Origin of the sequence: Bradyrhizobium glycinis (assembly GCF_016031655.1) — a bacterium.
GTDB lineage: Bacteria > Pseudomonadota > Alphaproteobacteria > Rhizobiales > Xanthobacteraceae > Bradyrhizobium > Bradyrhizobium glycinis.
Window position 1 is genome coordinate 65,201 of the sequence record NZ_JACCHQ010000027.1, and the last position, 19,034, is coordinate 84,234.

At 58.7% G+C, this 19,034-nt stretch carries 11 protein-coding genes and 1 pseudogene; 4 read left to right on the forward strand and 8 right to left on the reverse strand.

The features are described 5' to 3' along the window. Nucleotides 1-299: 299 nt before the first annotated feature. From HZZ16_RS29865 to HZZ16_RS29895, 7 genes and pseudogenes are all read right to left on the reverse strand, one after another. Nucleotides 300-2,882 carry a DUF5695 domain-containing protein gene (locus tag HZZ16_RS29865; protein WP_246510532.1) on the reverse strand — a complete coding sequence of 861 codons (2,583 nt, stop codon included), beginning with the start codon at nt 2,880-2,882 and terminating at the stop codon, nt 300-302. 266 nt (nt 2,883-3,148) lie between these two features. After that, nucleotides 3,149-3,403 (reverse strand): annotated as a pseudogene (locus tag HZZ16_RS29870) (transposase); the annotation flags it as partial. A gap of 683 nt (nt 3,404-4,086) precedes the next feature. Continuing rightward, on the reverse strand, nt 4,087-6,333 hold the full coding sequence (locus HZZ16_RS29875) for a hypothetical protein (RefSeq protein WP_246510534.1): 2,247 nt from the start codon (nt 6,331-6,333) through the stop codon (nt 4,087-4,089). A gap of 1,076 nt (nt 6,334-7,409) precedes the next feature. After that, nucleotides 7,410-9,140, reverse strand: coding sequence for a T3SS effector NEL-type E3 ubiquitin ligase NopM (gene nopM, locus HZZ16_RS29880; RefSeq protein ID WP_197953477.1), 1,731 nt, complete (start codon nt 9,138-9,140; stop codon nt 7,410-7,412). Nucleotides 9,141-9,378: 238 nt separating this feature from the next. Next, complete coding sequence (locus tag HZZ16_RS29885; RefSeq protein ID WP_197953478.1) at nt 9,379-9,522, reverse strand: hypothetical protein; 144 nt, start codon at nt 9,520-9,522, stop codon at nt 9,379-9,381. A 229-nt stretch (nt 9,523-9,751) separates the two neighbouring features. Next, nucleotides 9,752-10,471 carry a hypothetical protein gene (locus HZZ16_RS29890; RefSeq protein WP_197953479.1) on the reverse strand — a complete coding sequence of 240 codons (720 nt, stop codon included), beginning with the start codon at nt 10,469-10,471 and terminating at the stop codon, nt 9,752-9,754. 1,765 nt (nt 10,472-12,236) lie between these two features. After that, the gene (locus tag HZZ16_RS29895; protein ID WP_197953480.1) at nt 12,237-12,461 is read right to left on the reverse strand and encodes a hypothetical protein; all 225 of its coding nucleotides are present in this window, start codon (nt 12,459-12,461) and stop codon (nt 12,237-12,239) included. Between the two features lie 839 nt (nt 12,462-13,300). Here HZZ16_RS29895 and noeE point away from each other — a divergent pair. The 3 genes from noeE to cysN all read left to right on the forward strand — a co-directional run bounded on the left by noeE (nt 13,301) and on the right by cysN (nt 17,484). After that, on the forward strand, nt 13,301-14,425 hold the full coding sequence (gene noeE / locus HZZ16_RS29900; protein WP_311974300.1) for a nodulation protein NoeE: 1,125 nt from the start codon (nt 13,301-13,303) through the stop codon (nt 14,423-14,425). An 84-nt stretch (nt 14,426-14,509) separates the two neighbouring features. After that, complete coding sequence (gene cysD / locus HZZ16_RS29905) at nt 14,510-15,601, forward strand: sulfate adenylyltransferase subunit CysD (RefSeq protein WP_311974296.1); 1,092 nt, start codon at nt 14,510-14,512, stop codon at nt 15,599-15,601. After that, nucleotides 15,601-17,484 (forward strand): sulfate adenylyltransferase subunit CysN, encoded by a 1,884-nt coding sequence (cysN, locus tag HZZ16_RS29910; RefSeq protein ID WP_197953482.1) that lies wholly within the window; start codon nt 15,601-15,603, stop codon nt 17,482-17,484. Before cysD ends, cysN begins: the two co-directional genes overlap by 1 nt. 585 nt (nt 17,485-18,069) lie before the next feature. Here cysN and HZZ16_RS29915 read toward each other — a convergent pair. Continuing rightward, the gene (locus tag HZZ16_RS29915) at nt 18,070-18,591 is read right to left on the reverse strand and encodes a hypothetical protein (RefSeq protein WP_197953515.1); all 522 of its coding nucleotides are present in this window, start codon (nt 18,589-18,591) and stop codon (nt 18,070-18,072) included. Between the two features lie 28 nt (nt 18,592-18,619). On the opposite strand from HZZ16_RS29915, the gene HZZ16_RS38460 reads away from it, so the two are divergent. Then, the gene (locus HZZ16_RS38460) at nt 18,620-19,030 is read left to right on the forward strand and encodes a HEPN/Toprim-associated domain-containing protein (RefSeq protein ID WP_197953483.1); all 411 of its coding nucleotides are present in this window, start codon (nt 18,620-18,622) and stop codon (nt 19,028-19,030) included. Nucleotides 19,031-19,034 lie beyond the last annotated feature (4 nt).

A 19,034-nucleotide genomic window follows, 5' to 3' on the forward strand; every position in this document is an offset into this window, starting at 1 on the left:
GGAGCAGATGACCTTGCCCCCAAGTTTTTATCCAGTCCTGAGTTCGCCCCGATGGAGGCCACGGCCTTCAGTTTTTCTATATCACAGCGATTATTGAATTTGCCGCTTATGCCACCCGGCACCATCATGCGGATGTGGGATGGTCGGTCATCGCCGAACCCGAGGTATAGCACCGCGGCGATGCGATACGTGCGCCGAGATGCTCGGATTTGCGGCGATGATCGTCATCGCCTCGGAAGCCGGGTGGAACAGCAGGCCATAAGTGCCGATCGCACCCGATAATCGGCACACTAGCGAATCTAAACGCGCGGTAAGCGCGCCGCAGGCAAGCGGACGACGATTTTGCTGTCGGTGATGTCGACCACTTCCTTGCGCTTTCTCCCCTCATCGTACCGCCATTCGAACGTCACTCCCGATGCAGATGGGGCAAAGGGCTCCGGCGTTAGGCTGATACACCCCTCCCCCAGATTCAGAACGATCGGTCGATCCGCCCGGAATCGGGCGTCGAGCAGCACCATGTCCAATCGGAGAGACTGAAGCCGCACGTTGAGCCGTCGCCGCACCCCATCACGTGGCCAGATACGCAGGGTGTGAGCGAACGTCTCCATGATGCCGCCGTAACAAACCCGGCCAAAGATGGGATCGTCGGCAACGATCGTCCTAGCAGCGCGGACGGCCCCACAAAATCCCAGGTCCATCTCGCACGAGTAATACCAAGTTCCACGGTGATGCGGTTGACCGAGCCACGTGGTCCCGCTCGGCGCCGGCTCGAAGCCGCCACCGGCCGCGCCGTCATTCTCCTCGCCCGGATACCAATAGCCATGACCGGCCGACGCAGGGCCGCTGTTCAGCAAAGCCCACGCGCTGAGTTGTGATGCATAGCCGAGACGAAGGAGCGGATGCGGGTCGCCTGCATCGTTCAGCGCATGATCAAGTACCGCCCAGCCACCCATCTGCGCCATGTAAGTCAGCGTATAGGCGTCCCCCGCAGTCACGCGATAATCGCTGCCCAGGTAGTAATAAGCAGGTTCCAGCCAGCCACGGCAGAACAGATTTGCAGCGATCTGACGCTCCGCGAAGACACGCGCTGCCGCCTTCGAAACTCCCATGGGGGCAGGGTCGTCAAGGGCCGAGCGCGCCAGTGCCTGCGTTGATTCGAAGGCTGTCGAATCGAACGGATATTCAGACTTGAACAGGTCCGCCTTCGGATCGACGAAGGCGCGCACCTTACGCGCCCAGTGCACCTCTAACGTTGCCGCCTCGCGCGTCAAGCCCGCCGTCGTGAGCGCCGAAACCAGTTCGGGGATCACACATTCGTTGTTGCAGCCAGTGCGGTAGGCAGACCACTTCACCACGCGCATCGGCAACGTAAACATGGCTAGCGCAGTACCGTAAGCGCGTACCAAATAATCTCGTGCGCTTTGGCGGGTGGGTATTGCCGGATGGTCACGCGCGATGCGGTGCATGGCCAAATACATCGCGAAGATGTGCGGATAGTCATAAGGCCGCCAGATATGCAGGCGCCCCTGCGGGCCGGGATCGCTGCTTTCCCTATTCTGCTTCCAATCCGGTATCCCGTAGAGGCCATAGGCGTATGCCTCCTGTGTGGTACGTTGCAGCCCGCCCCAAACGAACCTATCTATATACCGATCCAGCGCTGCCACTTCCGCCACATCAGGATGCTCGGCATTTTTGGTCGCGAGGTAAGCGGGCTTGCTCAGCCCGGGATCGTCGCACGTCACCTCGTAGATGCGCCAGCCCTTGATCCGGTCGTAATTGTCCGGGCCAAGCAGGACCTGCGTCTCCATATTCCACTCGCCAAACAAACCGTCGTACCATTTGGACGGGTCACGATGCTGCCGTTTCACGATGAAGGCAGCGCGCTTCTTCATCATCGTCTCGACGGGCTCGGTAGCGAAGAATTCAAGAAAGGTCTGGCGGGCACCCGGCTGGTGCAGGGTCAGCCGGTTCTCGCCCAATCGCGAAAAGCGAACCCGCCACAGTCGCCTGCCAGCCCGGTCCGGCAACTGTTGCACCGCCGTATCGGCGGCAAATTCCGCTTCGATTCTCTCAACCGGAATGGAGGACGCGAGCGCGATGTCGACATGCAGGTCGTTGGGAACCGTCATGCCCGGTATTACTTCCACGTCCACCAGGCCGGCGTCCGCGATAGCCCTGCGCGCCGCCTCGTAATCGGCAACCCACTGGAAGCGGAGACGGTAACGCCGTTGCTCGGTCGGCGACAGAGACAGGGAATGGGTCGGCTGTCGCCAGCGAGTCCCGCCCGCCAGTGCCTCCCCGGCGGCGGCCCCGCCCAAGATGTAGGCGCACCACGTCCCGCTGGCTTCGCCTGATTCCTTGTGGACATCCCAATATTCCAGTGAGGTGTCCGCTTCCGGTAAGAGCATGAGGAAGGGTCCCGTGCTGTTGCCGCGAATCCAGAAGATGTGCGATCCATGCCCCGAGACGAAGCTGTGCTTCAAAACAGCCCTCGATATCGGTTGCCCTGCCGGAAATTCGGTGTTCATCGGCATGGGCAAATAGAGGTCGCCAACCTCCACGCTCGCCATGCCGTCGTTGTGCAGTATGATCTCCCACGTCAATCTAGCGTCGTCGACTGCGAGGCGGGTCGTGAGAAGGATGCCGGCATCGCGGGCTGCTAGTTCAATGGCCGCGCTATGCATCAGCTTTGTTGCATCAGCTCCGGTTCGAAGCACATGCCACTCGGATCCGGCACGCCGAACTCTAGCGTGAACCGTCCCCAGCACGGCTCCAGGCCGTACATAATCCGTGTCATACGGATCGTTGCGATAACGCAACGAGGTAATGCCGTCTTGTGTACACTCAACGACGAAAGGAGAGTCGGCCGCCTTCAACATCATGGTACCCTTGCGCTAGCGCCGATTGGGTGTAGGCACCGTAACGCACCCCGAACAACACGCTACCCAAGAAGCTACTGCCCAACAGCATCGTACGACAGTATACATCCAGGCTTTAGACATGCCTTTGATCTTCGTCAGCAGCCGTATCCGCTATCGCTACATACGGATGATCAAGGCGTGCCCTTTGGCGCCGTGCGCGTCAACACGACAAAGCGACATACGTACGGGCAACGGCTTTGCGGTTCTAAGAGGGCGTCACCACTTCTTTTCTTTCTCAGGAGGCCCCTTGACGCCGCATTGTACAGCATGGCGTCGGCCAAACGCCGCTTCAGCCGCGTGTTCTCATAGCGTCCTCAGCTGCTTGGCTTCCCAGACCTCCTTCCTGCCGAACTTGGCTTTTCATTTGTAGATGCTGCCATCACTGACGCCGTGCTTCTGGCACAGATCGACAACCGACACGCCAGCCTCGTGCTCCTTCAAAATCCTGATGATCGCTCTTCCGTAAAGCGGCTGCGCGTCATGCTCTGATCCTCATATGGGCCAGAGCGACCTTCAATCTGGATTGAGCCCGGGGGCAAGGTCAGCAAGATTTTGACCCACTTGATGTACCAGCTTGGTCGCAGGTGCAGCACGCCGTCTCGGAAGAGCCGCAGATGAGCCAGGCCGCGCAACTTGGCTTTGAGCAGCACTCCGCCGAGGCAAGGCAGGTCCGCTCGCGTCGACGGCGGGGCCCCATCCCTATCTACAGAAGACCGGGACCTTATGGACAGGGCTTAATATGCGTCTCAGAAAACCCGCAACCAACACGGCTGCGGCGCCTATCACTTTCGACCCAATACTGCGATGTTATTGCCGTCCCCGAGCTCATGGTTGAGGCCAACCGCCTGGTCGCGCCCCATTTCTTGGCGAGGGCCGATTTGCCCCACATCGCGGGCGAGGTTGGCTGCTTGTACCTGGTAGACGCGAGTTGTGAGGTTATTGCGATCAGGCAGAGTTTGTTGTTACGAGCTGCCGGCTGTACCGCAAGAACGTTCAGGCATTCGGTGAGCAGAAGATTTGTTCGACCCTGCAGCGAATGGTCGGCTCCACGCCCCACCTCTGCAATCTGCATCGATGGGGTACATGGCCGGTCAAGCGCCGCGTGGATCGAACCCCTCGCGCGAGCTCCCCGCCGAGCATTTGGAATGGCACCAACCTGCATTCTTCACCGAGGTTCGGGATAGACGCGAACGCGCTGGCGTCCTTCCCTTTCCACCAACTCGCCTCTGTAAGGCACTCCGTGGATCGCGAAATAGGTTGGGCGGCCGAGCTCCGGCATGATGCGCTGGTCTTCCAGGACGCGGACGAGATAAGGCGGAAGGAATCGCTCTCGGTGCTGCCATCCACCGCGGATCAGATAGCCAAGATCGATTAGACCTTCACCGGATTGCGTTGCTCTAATGACCTGCGGAGGACGATAGAGCGGTTGGGATGGGCCAGCTTCGTTTATCCCTCCAGCTCGCGAGTGATGAATCAGGCGAATATCCCTGCGGCCTCCCGGTCCAAATGTCGCCGAATAGCGCTCTCCATTGATCGCAAACTGACTTGGCCCGAACTGGTTTGGCAGCAGATTGATGTTGCCTGATACATCCATCAACACGTCTGAAGCAGCCTGGGAGCCGTGGCGCCAGTTGGCGCCAACGATCGCTCCAATATCCCGCAGCTCCGCCGCCCCCGGCGGTCTTGCGTAGGACGAGGCGGCTGCAAATTCAGGTGCCGGCGCAGACCGCGCATCGTCGCGCAAGTCGTGCGGCGTGGGCGGATCCAGATCAACAAAGGAGTCGAGACCGCCGTAGATGTTTGATGATCGGGGCCTCACGGATGATGGCGATGCGGGTTCTTGCATCTGTTGCCCAAGCCAGGCCCAGGCTCCCTCGCTCGGGGTAGCTGGAGTGGCAGGAAGCTCGGGCGGCAGATGAGCCTGCGCGCCCCAGTGCGGCGCCGGCGCTGGTGAGGCGGGTCCATGGATCTGCTCACCAAGCCAATCCCAGGCACCGGCGCTCGGCGTCGCCGGCGTTGCGGGAAGCAGTTGGGACGAGCCGGCTTGCCAGCCGCTTTGCGGCGCAAGCATCGATGAGCCAGATCCGTGCAATTGACCTTCAAGCCATTCCCAAGCTCCCGCACTCGGAGTGGCTGGCGTTGCGGGAAGCTCCTGTGGCGAGTGGGCCTGCCGAGCAGGTTCCGCAAAAGGCTGACCCTCCTCAGGGGGCGGCAATCCAAGTGCCCTGTTTGCCTCAAGGATTTGCTGGTAGCGTCCAAGCCTCACCAGATCAGCGTTGATCTTGCTGTCCCCGGTTTCGCGTTTGTACTCCTCGACGTCCTGAGCAAGCCCAGGGGTCGAAAGTCGGCCGGCGATCGGCCGTCTGCCATGCGTCTGCAGCCACTCACTCAGCCTGAACATGCGGCGAGTTTGCCTGTCGATCGTCCTTGGATCGATTCTGGCTGGTGCCTTTTCTGCGGCCGCCCACATGCTGATGAGGTTTGCGTCCTCAGCATGAGGGGCCAGCCGGCGGAGATCGGCTGCCAAAGTGTTTCCGGCACCGACTTCACGAAGCTTCTTCAGGGCCGCCTTGATGCGCTTGCCGCGGTCCTCTGCGTAGGTGTCGACGTCCTCATCGAGCTCAGCTTCCAGCTGGTGGTTTTCCACCTCTGGATTTTCAAGCTGCGCGTTTTCCAATTCCCGGCGAATTCGATCGGCAATCGAGGGCCTGCCGGCGTCACTAAGGCGCGCGCTGAAATGACGCAAATCCGTTGCGGCATTCTTGATGGTTCCATCGCTGAGGTTACCCGCCGCCTTGTTTCGGAAATCTTTAATAAGCTCCTCGTCGTCCGCAGAGACCCCGCGCGTCCGGCCCGGCTGCCTGGCGTAATCAATTCGTAAATTCGTCGAAGCTACGTCAGATTGCCCGCCGTCGCGCGACAACTTTCCGCTGCCGCTCCCGCCGAGGGCCTTGCCAATTCCCGACTTGAAGCGTGACCATAATCCGCGGCTTTTTCCGCTCTTGGCCGACGCGGCAGACTCTGCGTCCGGAAAGCTGTAGCGTGCGCTGCTGAACAGATCATCTCGCAAACTGGACTGCGGCACTTGCGCCGAAGCGGGAAGCTGGAAGGTGGGAATGTCTACGCTCTGGCGCGTGCCGCCTAGCGCACCCTCCCTGAAGCTGGAGTGCGGCGGCACCCGCATCGAACCGCCGAAATCGTCCCGCCGGACTGCTCGACCACCTCTTGCGGGAGCCCGATCAAGCGAAGTTGACTCGCTTTCATCAGACGGATCGAGATTCAAACCCTCCAGCCGCCGTTCAAAGTCGCCGTGCTCGCTTGCGTTGCCCGCTCGCTGCCCAGTCCGCCCCTGCAGGCCGGCGTACTCCCGCATCCAGGCTCCTGAATCGAAGAATGGGTCAACCGGATCCATCCTGCTCTCCTCTTGTTTTTATAACCCTGCGGCATCCTGCACGACCTGGACTACGGCCAGGTAGCAGCTTGTTCAGCAAAAATCAGATCCTCAATTGTTGTAGCCAGAGCCTTTCGAAAAGCTGACGAGCTATTCGAGCATCACGGCGGGGCTCACATGACCGCTTCCAGTCTCCGATGGATCATAGGTGACGAGCATGTCGCCCTTGGCACCAACTTTGGCGCTGAGCTTGCCTTCTTGCAGGCGCTCATTGATTCGACCGTACGCAGATGCGCCCTCGCCTCGCGCGGGATTTTTCGTCAGCCGCGTTGGACGATAGCTCCGCCGCTTGAAAAGTTGATGAGGAGATCAAGGCGCGCAGCGGTGAAATTATCGGTTCCGGAGACGCTGCCGCAGCCAACTAGCTCGATTTGGCGAGGCAGCTACCTGTTCGGACGGTCTATCTGACTTCGGATACTTCCCGCCGAGCTCCATCTTGGCAAGCAAGTTGTGGACTTCAAGCATGCACGGCGGTCGTGCGCGCGTTTGACCGGGTCGGTCCCCAGACTTCACGACAAGCGTTGCGGTCCGCTCGGCAAGAACCGAAAGGCCCTGATCGGCAGCAGCGCACGTTCCAAGGTGCAGTACCTTGGCCCCGATGGGCGAGGCTTCACGATCATTCTTTAAGTACCGCCAGAGCGCAATGATAAATATCTCTGCGACGGGGCTCTGGGCGAAGACGATGGTGGCCTCCGGCGGCAGATGAGCGCTCGGCTCGCCGAGCGGCTGACATCTGGGAACGTGGCGAAGTCATCGCGACTGGACGGCTATCGCTTTGTAGTCCTGGTCAACATCCGCGCGATGCAGGCTCGGGCCGAAGGTCCCATTTTGGTGATGACATGATCCACGTCTTTGACATCGATCCGCGCAATTCGCGCCGTTGCTTGCGCACCGGACGGCTCCAAGCAGGAGCTTAGCCGGACAGTCATTGGCGCCGTCCGGATTACCCCTTGCTTCATCAAACATATATTTGATGTGTGGCTCTCCCATGAGGAGAAGCCGTTCTCAGCGTCCGCTCCCCAACATCTTTGGGAGCCTCATAGTTCGAGACCACGCTCTGCGAGCACACGATGCATGACCTCGCCTTTGATCTCACTAGCGAGCTCGTTTCGGACTTGGGCTCCGAGCGCTCGCTCGGCATCCGGATCGCCTAGCAGACCATACTCGGCCAGTCGTTGATCCAAACGGGTTTGAAACTCATCGCCCATGGCTTCGACGAGCCGTTCTTGCATCGCTTCGTATTCGCCCGGGGCGATGCGCCTCAGTACCTTCTCCCAAGGTTGCCAGCGAGTTGCCATATAATCGGTGAATTGATTCGCTTCCCGCTCCCGGACCAAGTCCAGCGCCTCCGTCGCATCATCCTCGCTTACGTGGGAGACCGCCAGAAAGCGCATGTCAGGCGCCAAGTGATTGAGCTCCAGCGGCTCGCGCAGCCGATGTTGATAGGCCAAGTAGACTTCGACATCGTCTACATTCGGGTCGTAGCTAACCAGCGAGTTGACCCTTTCGGCCGCGATGTCGTCAAGCGCCTCCAAGCGGAACGCGACTCGGCCACGCTGGATGAGCTCGCTAAGATCATCGTCATACACCCCGCTATCGACGTCAGCGTTGAGGCTCGCGGTCCGCATACCGTTCCAGTGCAAGGTAACTCGATCCTCGCAGCTCGCATTGGCCTCTGAAGCCTGCGCAAAAAACTGCTCGCGCAATCTCGGATTGGTCGCCGCCTGCCGCAGATCATGAGCCACTATCTGCCGAAACTCGCCATTGCCGGAATTCACGGTCTCGCGTAGCCTCTCCAGGAACCGTGCGTAGTCCTGGGCGCCTGGCTCATTCGCAAATTGCTGCCATTCGGCCAGCGTCGCGGGATCATCGGTAAGCCAGTACGCGGCAGCCTCATCCAGAGATTGTTGCGCAAGCTGCGGTGGCGCTTCAGCCGCCGCCAAATTAGCGAGGACGTCGTCCGGCAGTGGGTTATCTCCGGACTGGAGGTCCTCCAAATGCGGGTAGCTAAAGCTATTATTCGGTACGAGACCCTCAGGCAGGCTGGTCAGCCGGTTACCGCTGACATTGAGCGATTCGAGCCTGCTGGGAAGAGGGTCTGGGAGGTTGGTCAATTGATTGCTGCTGACATCAAGTGCAATAAGCCCCGATGGGAGGGTCTCGGGGAGGTCAGTCAGCTGATTGCCACCAACCGCGAGCAAGATGAGCCTGCTCGGAAGAGCGTCCGGCAAGCTAGTCAATCGGTTGTTATTTGCGTTCAGGATCTGGAGCCCATCCGGAAGGTTGGTTGGCAGCCTGGTCAGGCTGTTATCAGCTACCTCAAGCTGAGAGAGGGTTTCCGGAAGAGCGTCCGGCAAACTGGTCAAACGGTTATGGCTAATGAGAAGATGCTGGAGACCGGGTGGGAAGCTAGCGGGCAGATTGCTTAGTTCGTTGCGCCTGGCTCGTAGCTCCAGCAACCTCGGCGGCAAGGCGACGGGTAAAGCAGTCAGCGCGAGGGATGACAAATCCAATGAACGCCAGTGCCTGTTTTCTGTCGCCCTAATTAACGAGCGCCCCTGTCGTCGATTCTCCCTTTCGCCCTGTCCCTCTTCGGCAGCCCATTGGTCCAGACTTCGGGCGCGTGAGGAGGCGGCGGTCCGATACCCCGTCAAGGCTTCGACCCAATCAGCAACGGCTCGGTTGAACCCGCCCAGGTAGCTTTCTTGCTCTCCCTCTTCAAAGTCCGTGGAGGAACCCGCGCTCCGCTGTGCCTGTCCCGCGTCCATCGATCTCTCCATAGTCAAAATAAGGTTCGACACCCGCCACTTCTCAAGGTCACGAAGCAGGTGGCTGCGCAACGCACCGATCATGCAAGAGCGTGTGCGCGTACGGTGCGGCTGCCGCCCCGCTCTGGTGGATCCGGATTCGCAGAGCCTAAGCTCGGCAAATAGCCATTCGTTGACCAGGCAAGTCCGAGGACCGCCAACGTGGCAGCGCTCTGTCCTTAGTTGGTCGACCTGTCGATCAGCTGACGAGTGTCGCTGCAGAAACAACCAGATTCTCGAGTTTGCCACGGGTGGCAAAGCCCAGCATGGCACCGATCGCGTTGGCGCGCGCGATGGCCACCGCGAACTCGGGGCGTTCGAGCGCCTGCCGTCTTCTGATCACGGGCCAAATGCGCGTTAAGTTTCCGCTGCATCGGCCGAAAAGGCTCCTCCGCCGCCGTTGAGTACGCACCACCGCTGCGATGGGGCTCGATCCACAAAGAACCGCATGACTTCATGGATGTGACTGAAGAGGCTCTGCGGCGCCAGGCAGAAATAGGCACTGCCGACCTTGAGAACAGGGGAACGCCAGACTTGATTGGCCATAAACAGGCGCTCCGGGTCCTGACCACTCAGGTCACCGGGATGCAGGACAACGCATCTAATACGGCGCCCGTGGGGTCCACAGCGAGCCCCGTGCCTTGCGCCACTTGCGGAGCGGTGAAGCTCATGGCGGCCACATACCAGATGCTCGCCTGCGCTAAGAGCCTGAACTTCACTTGTTCGAGCGTCACGTTGCCCGGGATGGCGGCCAAGAATTTTTCGACGTCCCCCTTCATCTCAGGATGATGTTTGAAGAAGGCCCGCACCAGGCGCGGAGTCGTCCTTTCACGAAAGGCGAGCTTCAACCTCTTGAAGTTCTCGGTGTTGCGGTCTTCGAGCACCCACACGAGATGCCGGCCCGTTGCAATGAGATCGGACGCGCTAAAGCCGAGAGCTTTGCGAAGCGCATCATCCAAGGGGGCATAGAGCTCGGACGAGATCTGCACGACCTCGGAGAAATAACCCCAATTCCGCACCATTTGTGTGTGCACTCGCAGTCTTTCCTGGAGCGCCAAAACCGTCCGGGCTTGGAGATCGGTTGCATCTTCGACAGCCTTGTAGCGCCGCGCGAAAAATGCGTCGGCTAGCTCAACAATGGTATCGATTGTGTTCTGGATATCGACTGGTGATGCACGGTATTCGCCCCACTCTGAAATGGGGAGCATCAGCATCAGCGCCTGGAGGAGTTCGATATGATGCTGCTCGATCTTTGAGGTGAGCCGTTTCGCGGAAACGCCTGCATCTGACACCCGGGGCGGTTAAGCCGTAACCTGCCATGACCGCGATTATGTGCGGCGGATAATTTTTGCGAAAGCCCTGTAGGATTGCTTCGATGAGGGTGGGGAATTCTTTGGTTTTGCGCTCCGCCATTTTTGAGGAACGCATCCCTGACGGCTGCAGGCTCAGCGGCTGATAGGGTGCCGAAACAGCCTGAAACCGTGCTCCGGCTTTTTCTGCTTGCCGTTTTGATGATTTCTTCGCCTTTCATTGACTATCATTCAGTTGAAGAAGCGACACTCTTGCTAGTCTATCATGAGCGACGCGCTGTGAGCTTCAGGAGTGGCTTACACATTTGGAGTTACAGCTCGAGACGCACGAAATGGCCGGTCTCGGGATCTTAAGGTCACCTTGGAAACGAACGCACAATCGATCTCTGCGGCTCGGTGTTGAGCGGCCTGCCGGTTCGAGGCGACTTCAATCAGTTTTTCGTTTGCGTCGAGAACTGCAAAGCAAAGGAACGAACCAGGCTTGGACGGGTCCAAGTTTCGCAGCGTTTGATGCACACGACCCCAACCGCCGAAAATCATCGCGGTGGAGGTCGTCGCGTCGAACCCTGAACTGATAATCCCAATGACGTTCCCAGCAGCATTGAAAACGGGGCCTCCACTCATCCCACCTGGCCAGTCTGCGTTCACACGTACCATTGGCCAAGATCGGCTTCGTCCGAGGTCGAGAGGTTCGATTTCAGTGATGGCCCCGTAGGCACCATACATATCTTGCGAAAATGGGACGATCATCTGGCCCATCCTCATCCTTGTCGAGATTGGGATAACCTACGCCTAAGACAACTTCCCCTATGGAGGGCCGCCACCCATTCAAATGGACGTGCAGAAACTCGGTGCCGTTGGCCTTCGGTGCCGACGGCAGGATGGAGAGGGCAAGCAGCTTGGTGACGTTCTGCAAGCGCGGAGACTGTAGAGGTCGGCTTTGGATCCCGGCAAAGGAAAAAGCGCCGTTCATTGGCCGCCACTGGCTTTGCGCAACAGGCGCAGCGCCGAAAGTAATTCCGTCAAGCCTCCAGTGCGACGATACTGCGGTCCTGACGTATCAGCATCTCCCGGCCGTCGTACTGCCAAGATAAAAGGCGCTCTCGAATACATGGAACGCTGTGACGCAGTTTCCAAAGGGATCAACGCGAAACTTGAAGCCGCTGCCATCGAGCCGCTTCCAATACATCACGAGGCCGCTGCCGTCCCAGACGACACCCGATCGGCGCGCTTCGCACGGAATCCGTGCCTTGGCCGACGACGCGGCTTTCCGGCTCGCCTGGCGCAAATTCGAACAGCGGAAGAATCCGTTTTCGGTGTTCGGGGTCCTGGATTAGGAACCGCCCCGCGTCGTGGACAACGTTTGCTTCGAATGGAAATCGCATAGGTCCACCCAGAGATGGTCGCTGAATTGGCTCATGCCGTGTGTGAGGGTCCGGCCCCAGGAACGGCCAGCACTTCCTCAAGTCTCGCGACGAGGACAGCGCGTTCTTTTGGTGAGAGCTTGTCGAGATTCTGCTGGCGCCAGCGCACCGCGGGGAGCTCGGCCGCCATGCAAAACCCGACATATCTCGCGCCTCGCCTGTGTCGACATTCCATTTGAGGATGTTAGCGAGCTCCATTTCTGACAGTCGTGTGCTTGATCTTCTGAATGCCGGAGCGGCCCTTTCCAGGCGAAGTTTCACTGTAGCAGCCCTTGGCAATGAGCTCGCTTGACCGGTCAACGCCGCTTTCATCAAAAGCGAGCTCATCTAGCGGCGGCCGTCGTGGCTCCAGAGTCGCGAAATGCTTGCGCGTTTTGGCCATCAGCAACATCTGCCCTCCGGGCATCGTTTGCGGAGGACTTATGCCGCAGCAAATCGTGTTTTCTAGCAGCTTTGAGTGGGTTGTTGAAGGAAGAGTCGACGAGCATCAATCCTGACATCTGGTTGACCGGTACACCCTTTTCTCTGCCCAAATAGGTCACAGCCATCAGGATCGTCCACCGTGGCCGAGTGATGCCCAGCACATCTAATTTGGCAAGTGCTTCGAGACGCGCACGGATCGATCTGATCTCCCACATGAATCACCGGACAATCTCGTCTCCGTCCGTAGAGATGGGCAAGCGCGCTTGCTGGATCAGGGAAATCCGTAGGCATCTTGAGTCAGGTTCCAGCCTTTACAAGCCTCCTTAGTGCCGATTAGGCGGGCAACGTTCCAAGAGCAGGCAAGCAAACACTTGGTATCCTTCGCAACGATAGGCAAGCGAACAACAGACTGGTCGGAGCTAGGGCTCAGTGTCTTGGCGGACCAAGGGCAGCATTCACGGTTGGAGCGATACGCGCTGACGAGATTGCTGCACCTTGCCACACCGAGATGTCCGCGACATAGTCTGCTCTTTGCCGCGCCTGCCGAGCTGTCTGCTCCCTTGCCGAGCCTTTTTCGGTGTATGCCGAGCATCAGCGGGGTGCATGTCGCATTTACGTCTTTAATACAGAGGACGTAATAACCCTCCATGTGCCGTGGGCGGACCGTCAAACGTCCGTATAGTTCGTTTCAACCTTCCCATAACGCCAACAACTCTTCGTGTAATTGAGCTGGCGCGTGACTTCGTTTCAACTGTCGAGTAATCGAGGAGGCATTCCAGTGTCCTTTTGCGATCCAGTCGATCGATCAAACTGACGGTTCTCAAATCATGAGTGATAGACAAACTTGTCGTTCTAGCGCTTTGCGGCTGGCCTGGTGTCGCTCAATCGAGCGAGCGCCCACAGGATTCGCGTTTCAAGAACGAGAGTGTGGACGGTGAGCGGACGCTTTGGCCGTTCGCCTACGGTGTGCTTTCTCCTCGGACTTCCACGATCCGGGACGACACTCCTGGCGCATTTGCTCCAGCACCATCCAGACATTGTGGCTCCGCCTGAACCCTGGTTGATGCTGGCGCTTGGAGCATTTGGCAGGGTGGATCAGCGCCATCCGGCGGGTAGCTCACTGATTGAGGCCGCGACCTCTGAATTCCTGGGGCGCATAGATCACACGATCCCCAGCCGCGCTTTTGCAGATGCAGCATATGACCAGTATCTGGCACAAGCGGGCAAGCGCATCATCCTAGACAAGACACCACGCTATTGGATGGCGCTTGAGTTTCTTGAATCTGTCTATCCAGAAGCGCCACACGTCCTTTTGATGCGCAATCCCTATGCCATCGCGGCTTCACTGAAATCGACGTGGGGCATCCCACTGCGGGCAGAAATCTCGCATCCGGTCAGCGTCTCCAGTCTCGCCGATCTCATGCTCCGTCTGCCCGACGGCATCATAACTTCACTCGCTGATTTGGTTCTGGGCCTTCCCAAGCTCGCCGCCCACCGCACTCGCCCGCACACACGGTTCGTGCAATACGAACGGCTCGTGGCGTATCCGGACGAGGAAATCCGGCATCTGTTGACGGGGCTCGGCTGTGATCCAGCGGCCGTCGCATTGGCGCGGATGAGACAAGCGGATTATCTTCGATCGAGCAGCTTCGGGGACCGAAAAATCTTGGAACGAAACGCCGTCGACCAAAGCTCTGTCAAGGCATGGCAATCTCAATTGAGCGTCGAAGAGATGCAAACCGTGACCGATCTTGTAGGCGCCGAGCTTTTGCTAGAACTCGGATATGAGCAGGAGCTGCTACATGCACAGCGAGCCGGAGTCCTGGATAGGGGAAGGGAGGTAACTGAACTTTATCGTCAAATATTCCGAACTTGGTGGGATTTGCGAACTACCAAGGCGGAAGCATTTTCCGGCTTATCTGACGCCGGAGGGCCGGTCCACACGATGGCTGCCCAGTTGCAACAAAAACTGTTAGCGTCAGAAGCTGATCGAGCTGCGGGGCTGGATGGCATTCGCAACCGCGACGCGGCGATCGAGATGTTGCGAGGCGAAGTCGCGCGGCTTGAGCGGATCATCAATATCCGCTAGGGCATCTGAATGCTTGCGAACAAAACACGCTGCATGATTTAGCCAAGATCCTTAACCCGCACGAGGCTGATCTCCCGATCAGGTGTGACGCAGGCGCTGGCCGCACCAGCGGCGGAATGCGACATGCTCGCGCATCTGCAAGTCTGGTGTTCAGCGGGGCTTGGGCTCATCGAGAGCCCATGCGTCTTAGCCGGCCGTTTCGCCGCGGATATTCCCACTCTCGGCTGGAGCCATAGAACGGCGAAGAACAGAGATCCTGCATCGAAAAGAAGACATATGCTACCGAAACATCTGCGCCGCCTCGAAGCTGAATCGATTGAAATCATGCGTGATGTGGTCGCCGAGTTCAAAAGGCCGGTCATGCTTTACTCGATCGGAAAAGATTCAAGCGTAATGCTGCACATTGCGGTCAAGGCGTTCTATCCGGCAAAATTGCCTTTTCCCTTGCTTCACGTTGATACGACCTGGAAGTTCCGCGAGATGATCAGCTTCCGGGACGCGACAACCAGGCGACTCGGCCTCGACCTGATCGTCCATGTCAACAACGAGGGCCTCGCGCGCGGGATCAATCCGATCGATTCCGGCTCCGCGCTTCATACCCAGGTGATGAAGACCGACGCGCTGAAGCAGGCGCTCGACCTGCACGGATTTGATGCCGCCTTTGGCGGAGCCCGGCGCGATGAGGAAAAGAGTCGCGCAAAAGAACGGATACTCTCATTCCGTTCGGCCGGACACGTATGGGACCCCCGTAACCAGCGGCCGGAGCTCTGGAGCCTGTTCAACACACGGATCCGGCAGGGCGAAACCATGCGCGTGTTTGCGATGTCAAACTGGACCGAGCTCGAGGTGTGGGAATACATCATGATCGAAAAGATTCCGGTCGTTCCGCTCTACTTCGCAAAACAAAGACCGGTAGTGCGTCGAAATGGTGCGACGATCATGGTCGATGACCAGCGATTGCCCCTTAACCTCGATGAGAAGCCGGAAATGCGGATGGTCCGCTTCCGCACGCTTGGATGTTATCCTTTGAGCGGAGCTATTGAATCCGATGCCACGACGATCGAAGATATCGTCGCGGAAATGCAGACTACGACTGTGTCGGAGCGCCAGGGACGCCTAATTGATACCGACGAAGCTGCTTCAATGGAGAAGAAGAAGCGGGAAGGCTACTTTTAATGTTTACGAATCCGACAACGGAACCGGTCCTGGCCAGGACAAAGGATCAGCTGCGATTCATCACATGTGGCTCGGTGGACGACGGCAAATCGACGCTGATTGGCCGATTACTGCACGACAGCAAGATGATCTACCACGATCAGCTCAAGGCGCTGGAACGCGACAGCCTCAAGTACGGTAGCACCGGCAATGATATCGACTTCGCGCTGCTCGTGGACGGGCTGGAGGCCGAACAGGAGCAGGGCATCACGATCGACGTCGCCTACCGCTTCTTCACGACGCCACGGCGCTCCTTCATGGTGGCCGACACTCCCGGCCACGAGCAGTATACCCGCAATATGGCTACCGGGGCCTCGCATGCCCAGCTCGCCATCATCCTGATCGATGCCCGCAAAGGCGTGATGGTTCAGACCCGCCGCCACTCGTTTATCTGTTCGCTGCTCGGTATTCGTCATGTCGTGCTGGCAGTGAACAAGATCGATCTTGTCGCATATAAGAAAGAGTGCTTCGATCGGATCGCCCGTGACTATCTGGCCTTTGCCGCCGGTCTCAGCTTCACCTCGATCATTCCGATCCCGATCTCGGCCCGCTACGGGGACAACGTCGTGGACCGCTCCGCTCATACCAAGTGGTATCATGGTCCCTGCTTGCTCGAGCATTTGGAGAGCATTGACATCCAATCCGACACCGAAAGCCAAGCTTTCCGCTTTCCGGTCCAATGGGTAAACCGGCCAAACCCGGATTTTCGGGGCTATGCCGGGTCGGTGGCTTCCGGGAGGATCTCGACAGGAGACGAGATCGTGGTCGCTGCGTCGGGGCGCACCACGCGCGTCAAGCGGATCGTGACCTACGATGGCGACCTTGTCGCCGCCGAAGCCGGGGATGCGGTTATCATTACGTTGGAAGACGAAATCGATATCAGTCGTGGTGACATTCTGTCGCAGCCCAATGACCGACCGAAGGTGGCCGACCAGCTTGCCGCTTATGTGATCTGGATGGACAACGAGCCGCTCTCTCCCGGACGCAATTACGTCCTGCGGATTGGATCGCAGACGATTTCCGGCAGCATTACTGCAATTAGGCATCGAATCGACGTCAACACTTGTGAGCATCTGGCCGCCGCCACGCTTTCCCTCAACGAGATCGCGTTCTGCGATTTTGTGACCGCAACGCCCGCAGTATTCGATCCTTACAACCTCAATCGAAAAACCGGATCATTTATCGTCATCGATCGTTACACGAATCGTACGGTCGGGGCAGGAATGATTGCGTTCCCGCTACGAGGGGCCACCAATATTGCTGAGCAAGCGCTATCCGTGGACAGGCGGGAGCGCGCCGCGCTCAAGAATCAGAAGCCTTGCGTCATCTGGTTCACTGGCTTGTCTGGCGCGGGAAAGTCGACGATTGCCAACCTCCTTGATCAAAAGCTGTTTGCGATGTCGCGGCATACCATGCTTTTGGATGGCGACAACCTCCGGCACGGACTGAACGCGGACCTCGGCTTCTCGGAGACGGACCGCGAGGAGAACATCCGGCGTGTCGGCGAAGTTGCCAAGTTGATGGCGGACAGCGGCTTGATCGTGATCTGCTCGTTCATTTCGCCCACTAGGGCCGAGCGGGACAGGGTGCGCAGCCTGGTTGGCAAGGAAGAGTTCATAGAAGTCTTTGTCGATACGCCGCTCGAGGAATGCGCGCGGCGAGACCCAAAAGGCCTGTATTCAAAGGTAAAATCCGGCAAGATCAAGAACTTCACTGGGATCGATTCGTGCTACGAAGCACCAACAACACCTGAGGTTCATCTCAGGACCGTGGAGCAGACCCTGGAGCATTCAGCGGAAGCGGTGGTGGATGTCTTGAGGGCGCGCTCAGTTCTTGATGGTTAAAGGTCCCACGCGTCGCACCGTCGATTCGCCTATAAAGAAACAAAATGGTCTCATCCACTTGTCGCTTGCCCGCTTCCCGTTATCTCCTCGAAGTGCATGGTCAATTCAAAACCGAGTACGCGAGCAGAGATGGAGCATGGGCGGGAGCGGAGGAGCTCAAGAAACGTCGTCCCATGCTTCAGATCAGAATCTACGATTCGACAACAAAGGCCAGAGAAGAAGTCCGACTTCCAGTAAGTTCAATTTTCGCTTGGCGCTTCTTGCTGCGCGTGCGGTCAGCGACACGCCGAGCACCCGTTAAAGCCGAGCCGGGCAGCGTCTCGGCCGGCTTCGATCTCTCACGCAGTATGAGGGACCTCGGTATCCGGGCCCAGCCGCGTCCGGTGAGCGGGCACTTGCTTTCCAGTATATTGACCAATTCGAACTTGGGAGTGGACCACGACTCCCTCCTGTCGCGGCCATGCCGGCTTTCGGCAAGCTTGCTTCCTTTTGGCCCGCCGCTCGACGGCGGACAACGCCTGCCTACGCCCGCGCCTTCGCATTGCGAGACAAAGTAGGCGCGGGCCTCAGCCCTCCCGTGTTGCGCTAAGGACCTCCGCCGGGTTTGGGCTTCTGCAGCCGCCTGCCCTCGTTGATCGCCATGAAGGCGGTCATGGCGCGGCCGAAAAGGCCAGCGAGCTCTTCCATATCTGTTGATGATCTGCTCTGGTCGACCGTCAACCGGACGACGGCTGAGATCGTATGCTTTTGCATGGGGTGCTCCAGTACTCTTGACCAGCCCGCCATGAGCCCTGCTGCTACACCACCGAGCACTCCGGCGCCGGTGTGGAAGGCCCAGGTGCCGATCGTCAGGCCAACGAAGAAAGGCAGTGCAAAAACAGCGAACGTGAACAGCAACGAGCAGAAGAAGCTGATGCCAACGAGGACAAGCAGTGGTCCAAAGACGATTATGGTAGTGGTCTCCGTGAGATAAAGGTCTGACGGTCGCGCCTCCACCACCACGGCGCAATCGACAGCATAGCCAAAAACGGCGGCGACGGGGAGCGGAAATCCTAAAGGACCTCCGCTCACCAGCAGCGCCAACCGTTCGCTGGATCCCACCACCATGCTGGAGATTGGACTGTAGGAGCGATGGATGGGAAGTTACTGCGGAATCTATTTCGATAGGACCGAGATCTGTGGCGCAAAGTCCGTCGTTCCCGATCATTTTTGCGCGCTATTCCAGGAAAGCGACCGAGCCGTCAGGCCGTCGGTCGATGAAGAGGAAAGTTCTGACGTGGTCTACGACGCGCCCCGAGCGGTCGTCTTGTCCCGCCTGGATCTCTTGGGCTGCACAGCCGCTACGGCGCGTGAACGGCTGGAGGCTTGGCTCGCAACAACGCGCGAGACCTGGGAGGAATACAGCGCCGATGGCGACTGGGCAGAGGAGACGGCCGCCGCACTGCGCTCATTCTCTGTCGAGGATTGGTATCGGCGGGCGCCCGATGTACTCGCGACCATGTACACGCGAGAAGGCACCGGACGAGATCGATCGCCGGATGCGTGATCGC

Bases quoted from the DNA above. Each gene is read 5' to 3' on its own strand.
- HZZ16_RS29915 (WP_197953515.1), bottom strand. From the start codon at position 18,591: ATGGTGGTGGGATCCAGCGAACGGTTGGCGCTGCTGGTGAGCGGAGGT.
- HZZ16_RS29865 (WP_246510532.1), bottom strand. From the start codon at position 2,882: ATGATGTTGAAGGCGGCCGACTCTCCTTTCGTCGTTGAGTGTACACAA.
- nopM (WP_197953477.1), bottom strand. From the start codon at position 9,140: ATGGACGCGGGACAGGCACAGCGGAGCGCGGGTTCCTCCACGGACTTT.
- HZZ16_RS38460 (WP_197953483.1), top strand. From the start codon at position 18,620: ATGGGAAGTTACTGCGGAATCTATTTCGATAGGACCGAGATCTGTGGC.
- HZZ16_RS29895 (WP_197953480.1), bottom strand. From the start codon at position 12,461: ATGGCTGTGACCTATTTGGGCAGAGAAAAGGGTGTACCGGTCAACCAG.
- HZZ16_RS29875 (WP_246510534.1), bottom strand. From the start codon at position 6,333: ATGGATCCGGTTGACCCATTCTTCGATTCAGGAGCCTGGATGCGGGAG.
- cysN (WP_197953482.1), top strand. From the start codon at position 15,601: ATGTTTACGAATCCGACAACGGAACCGGTCCTGGCCAGGACAAAGGAT.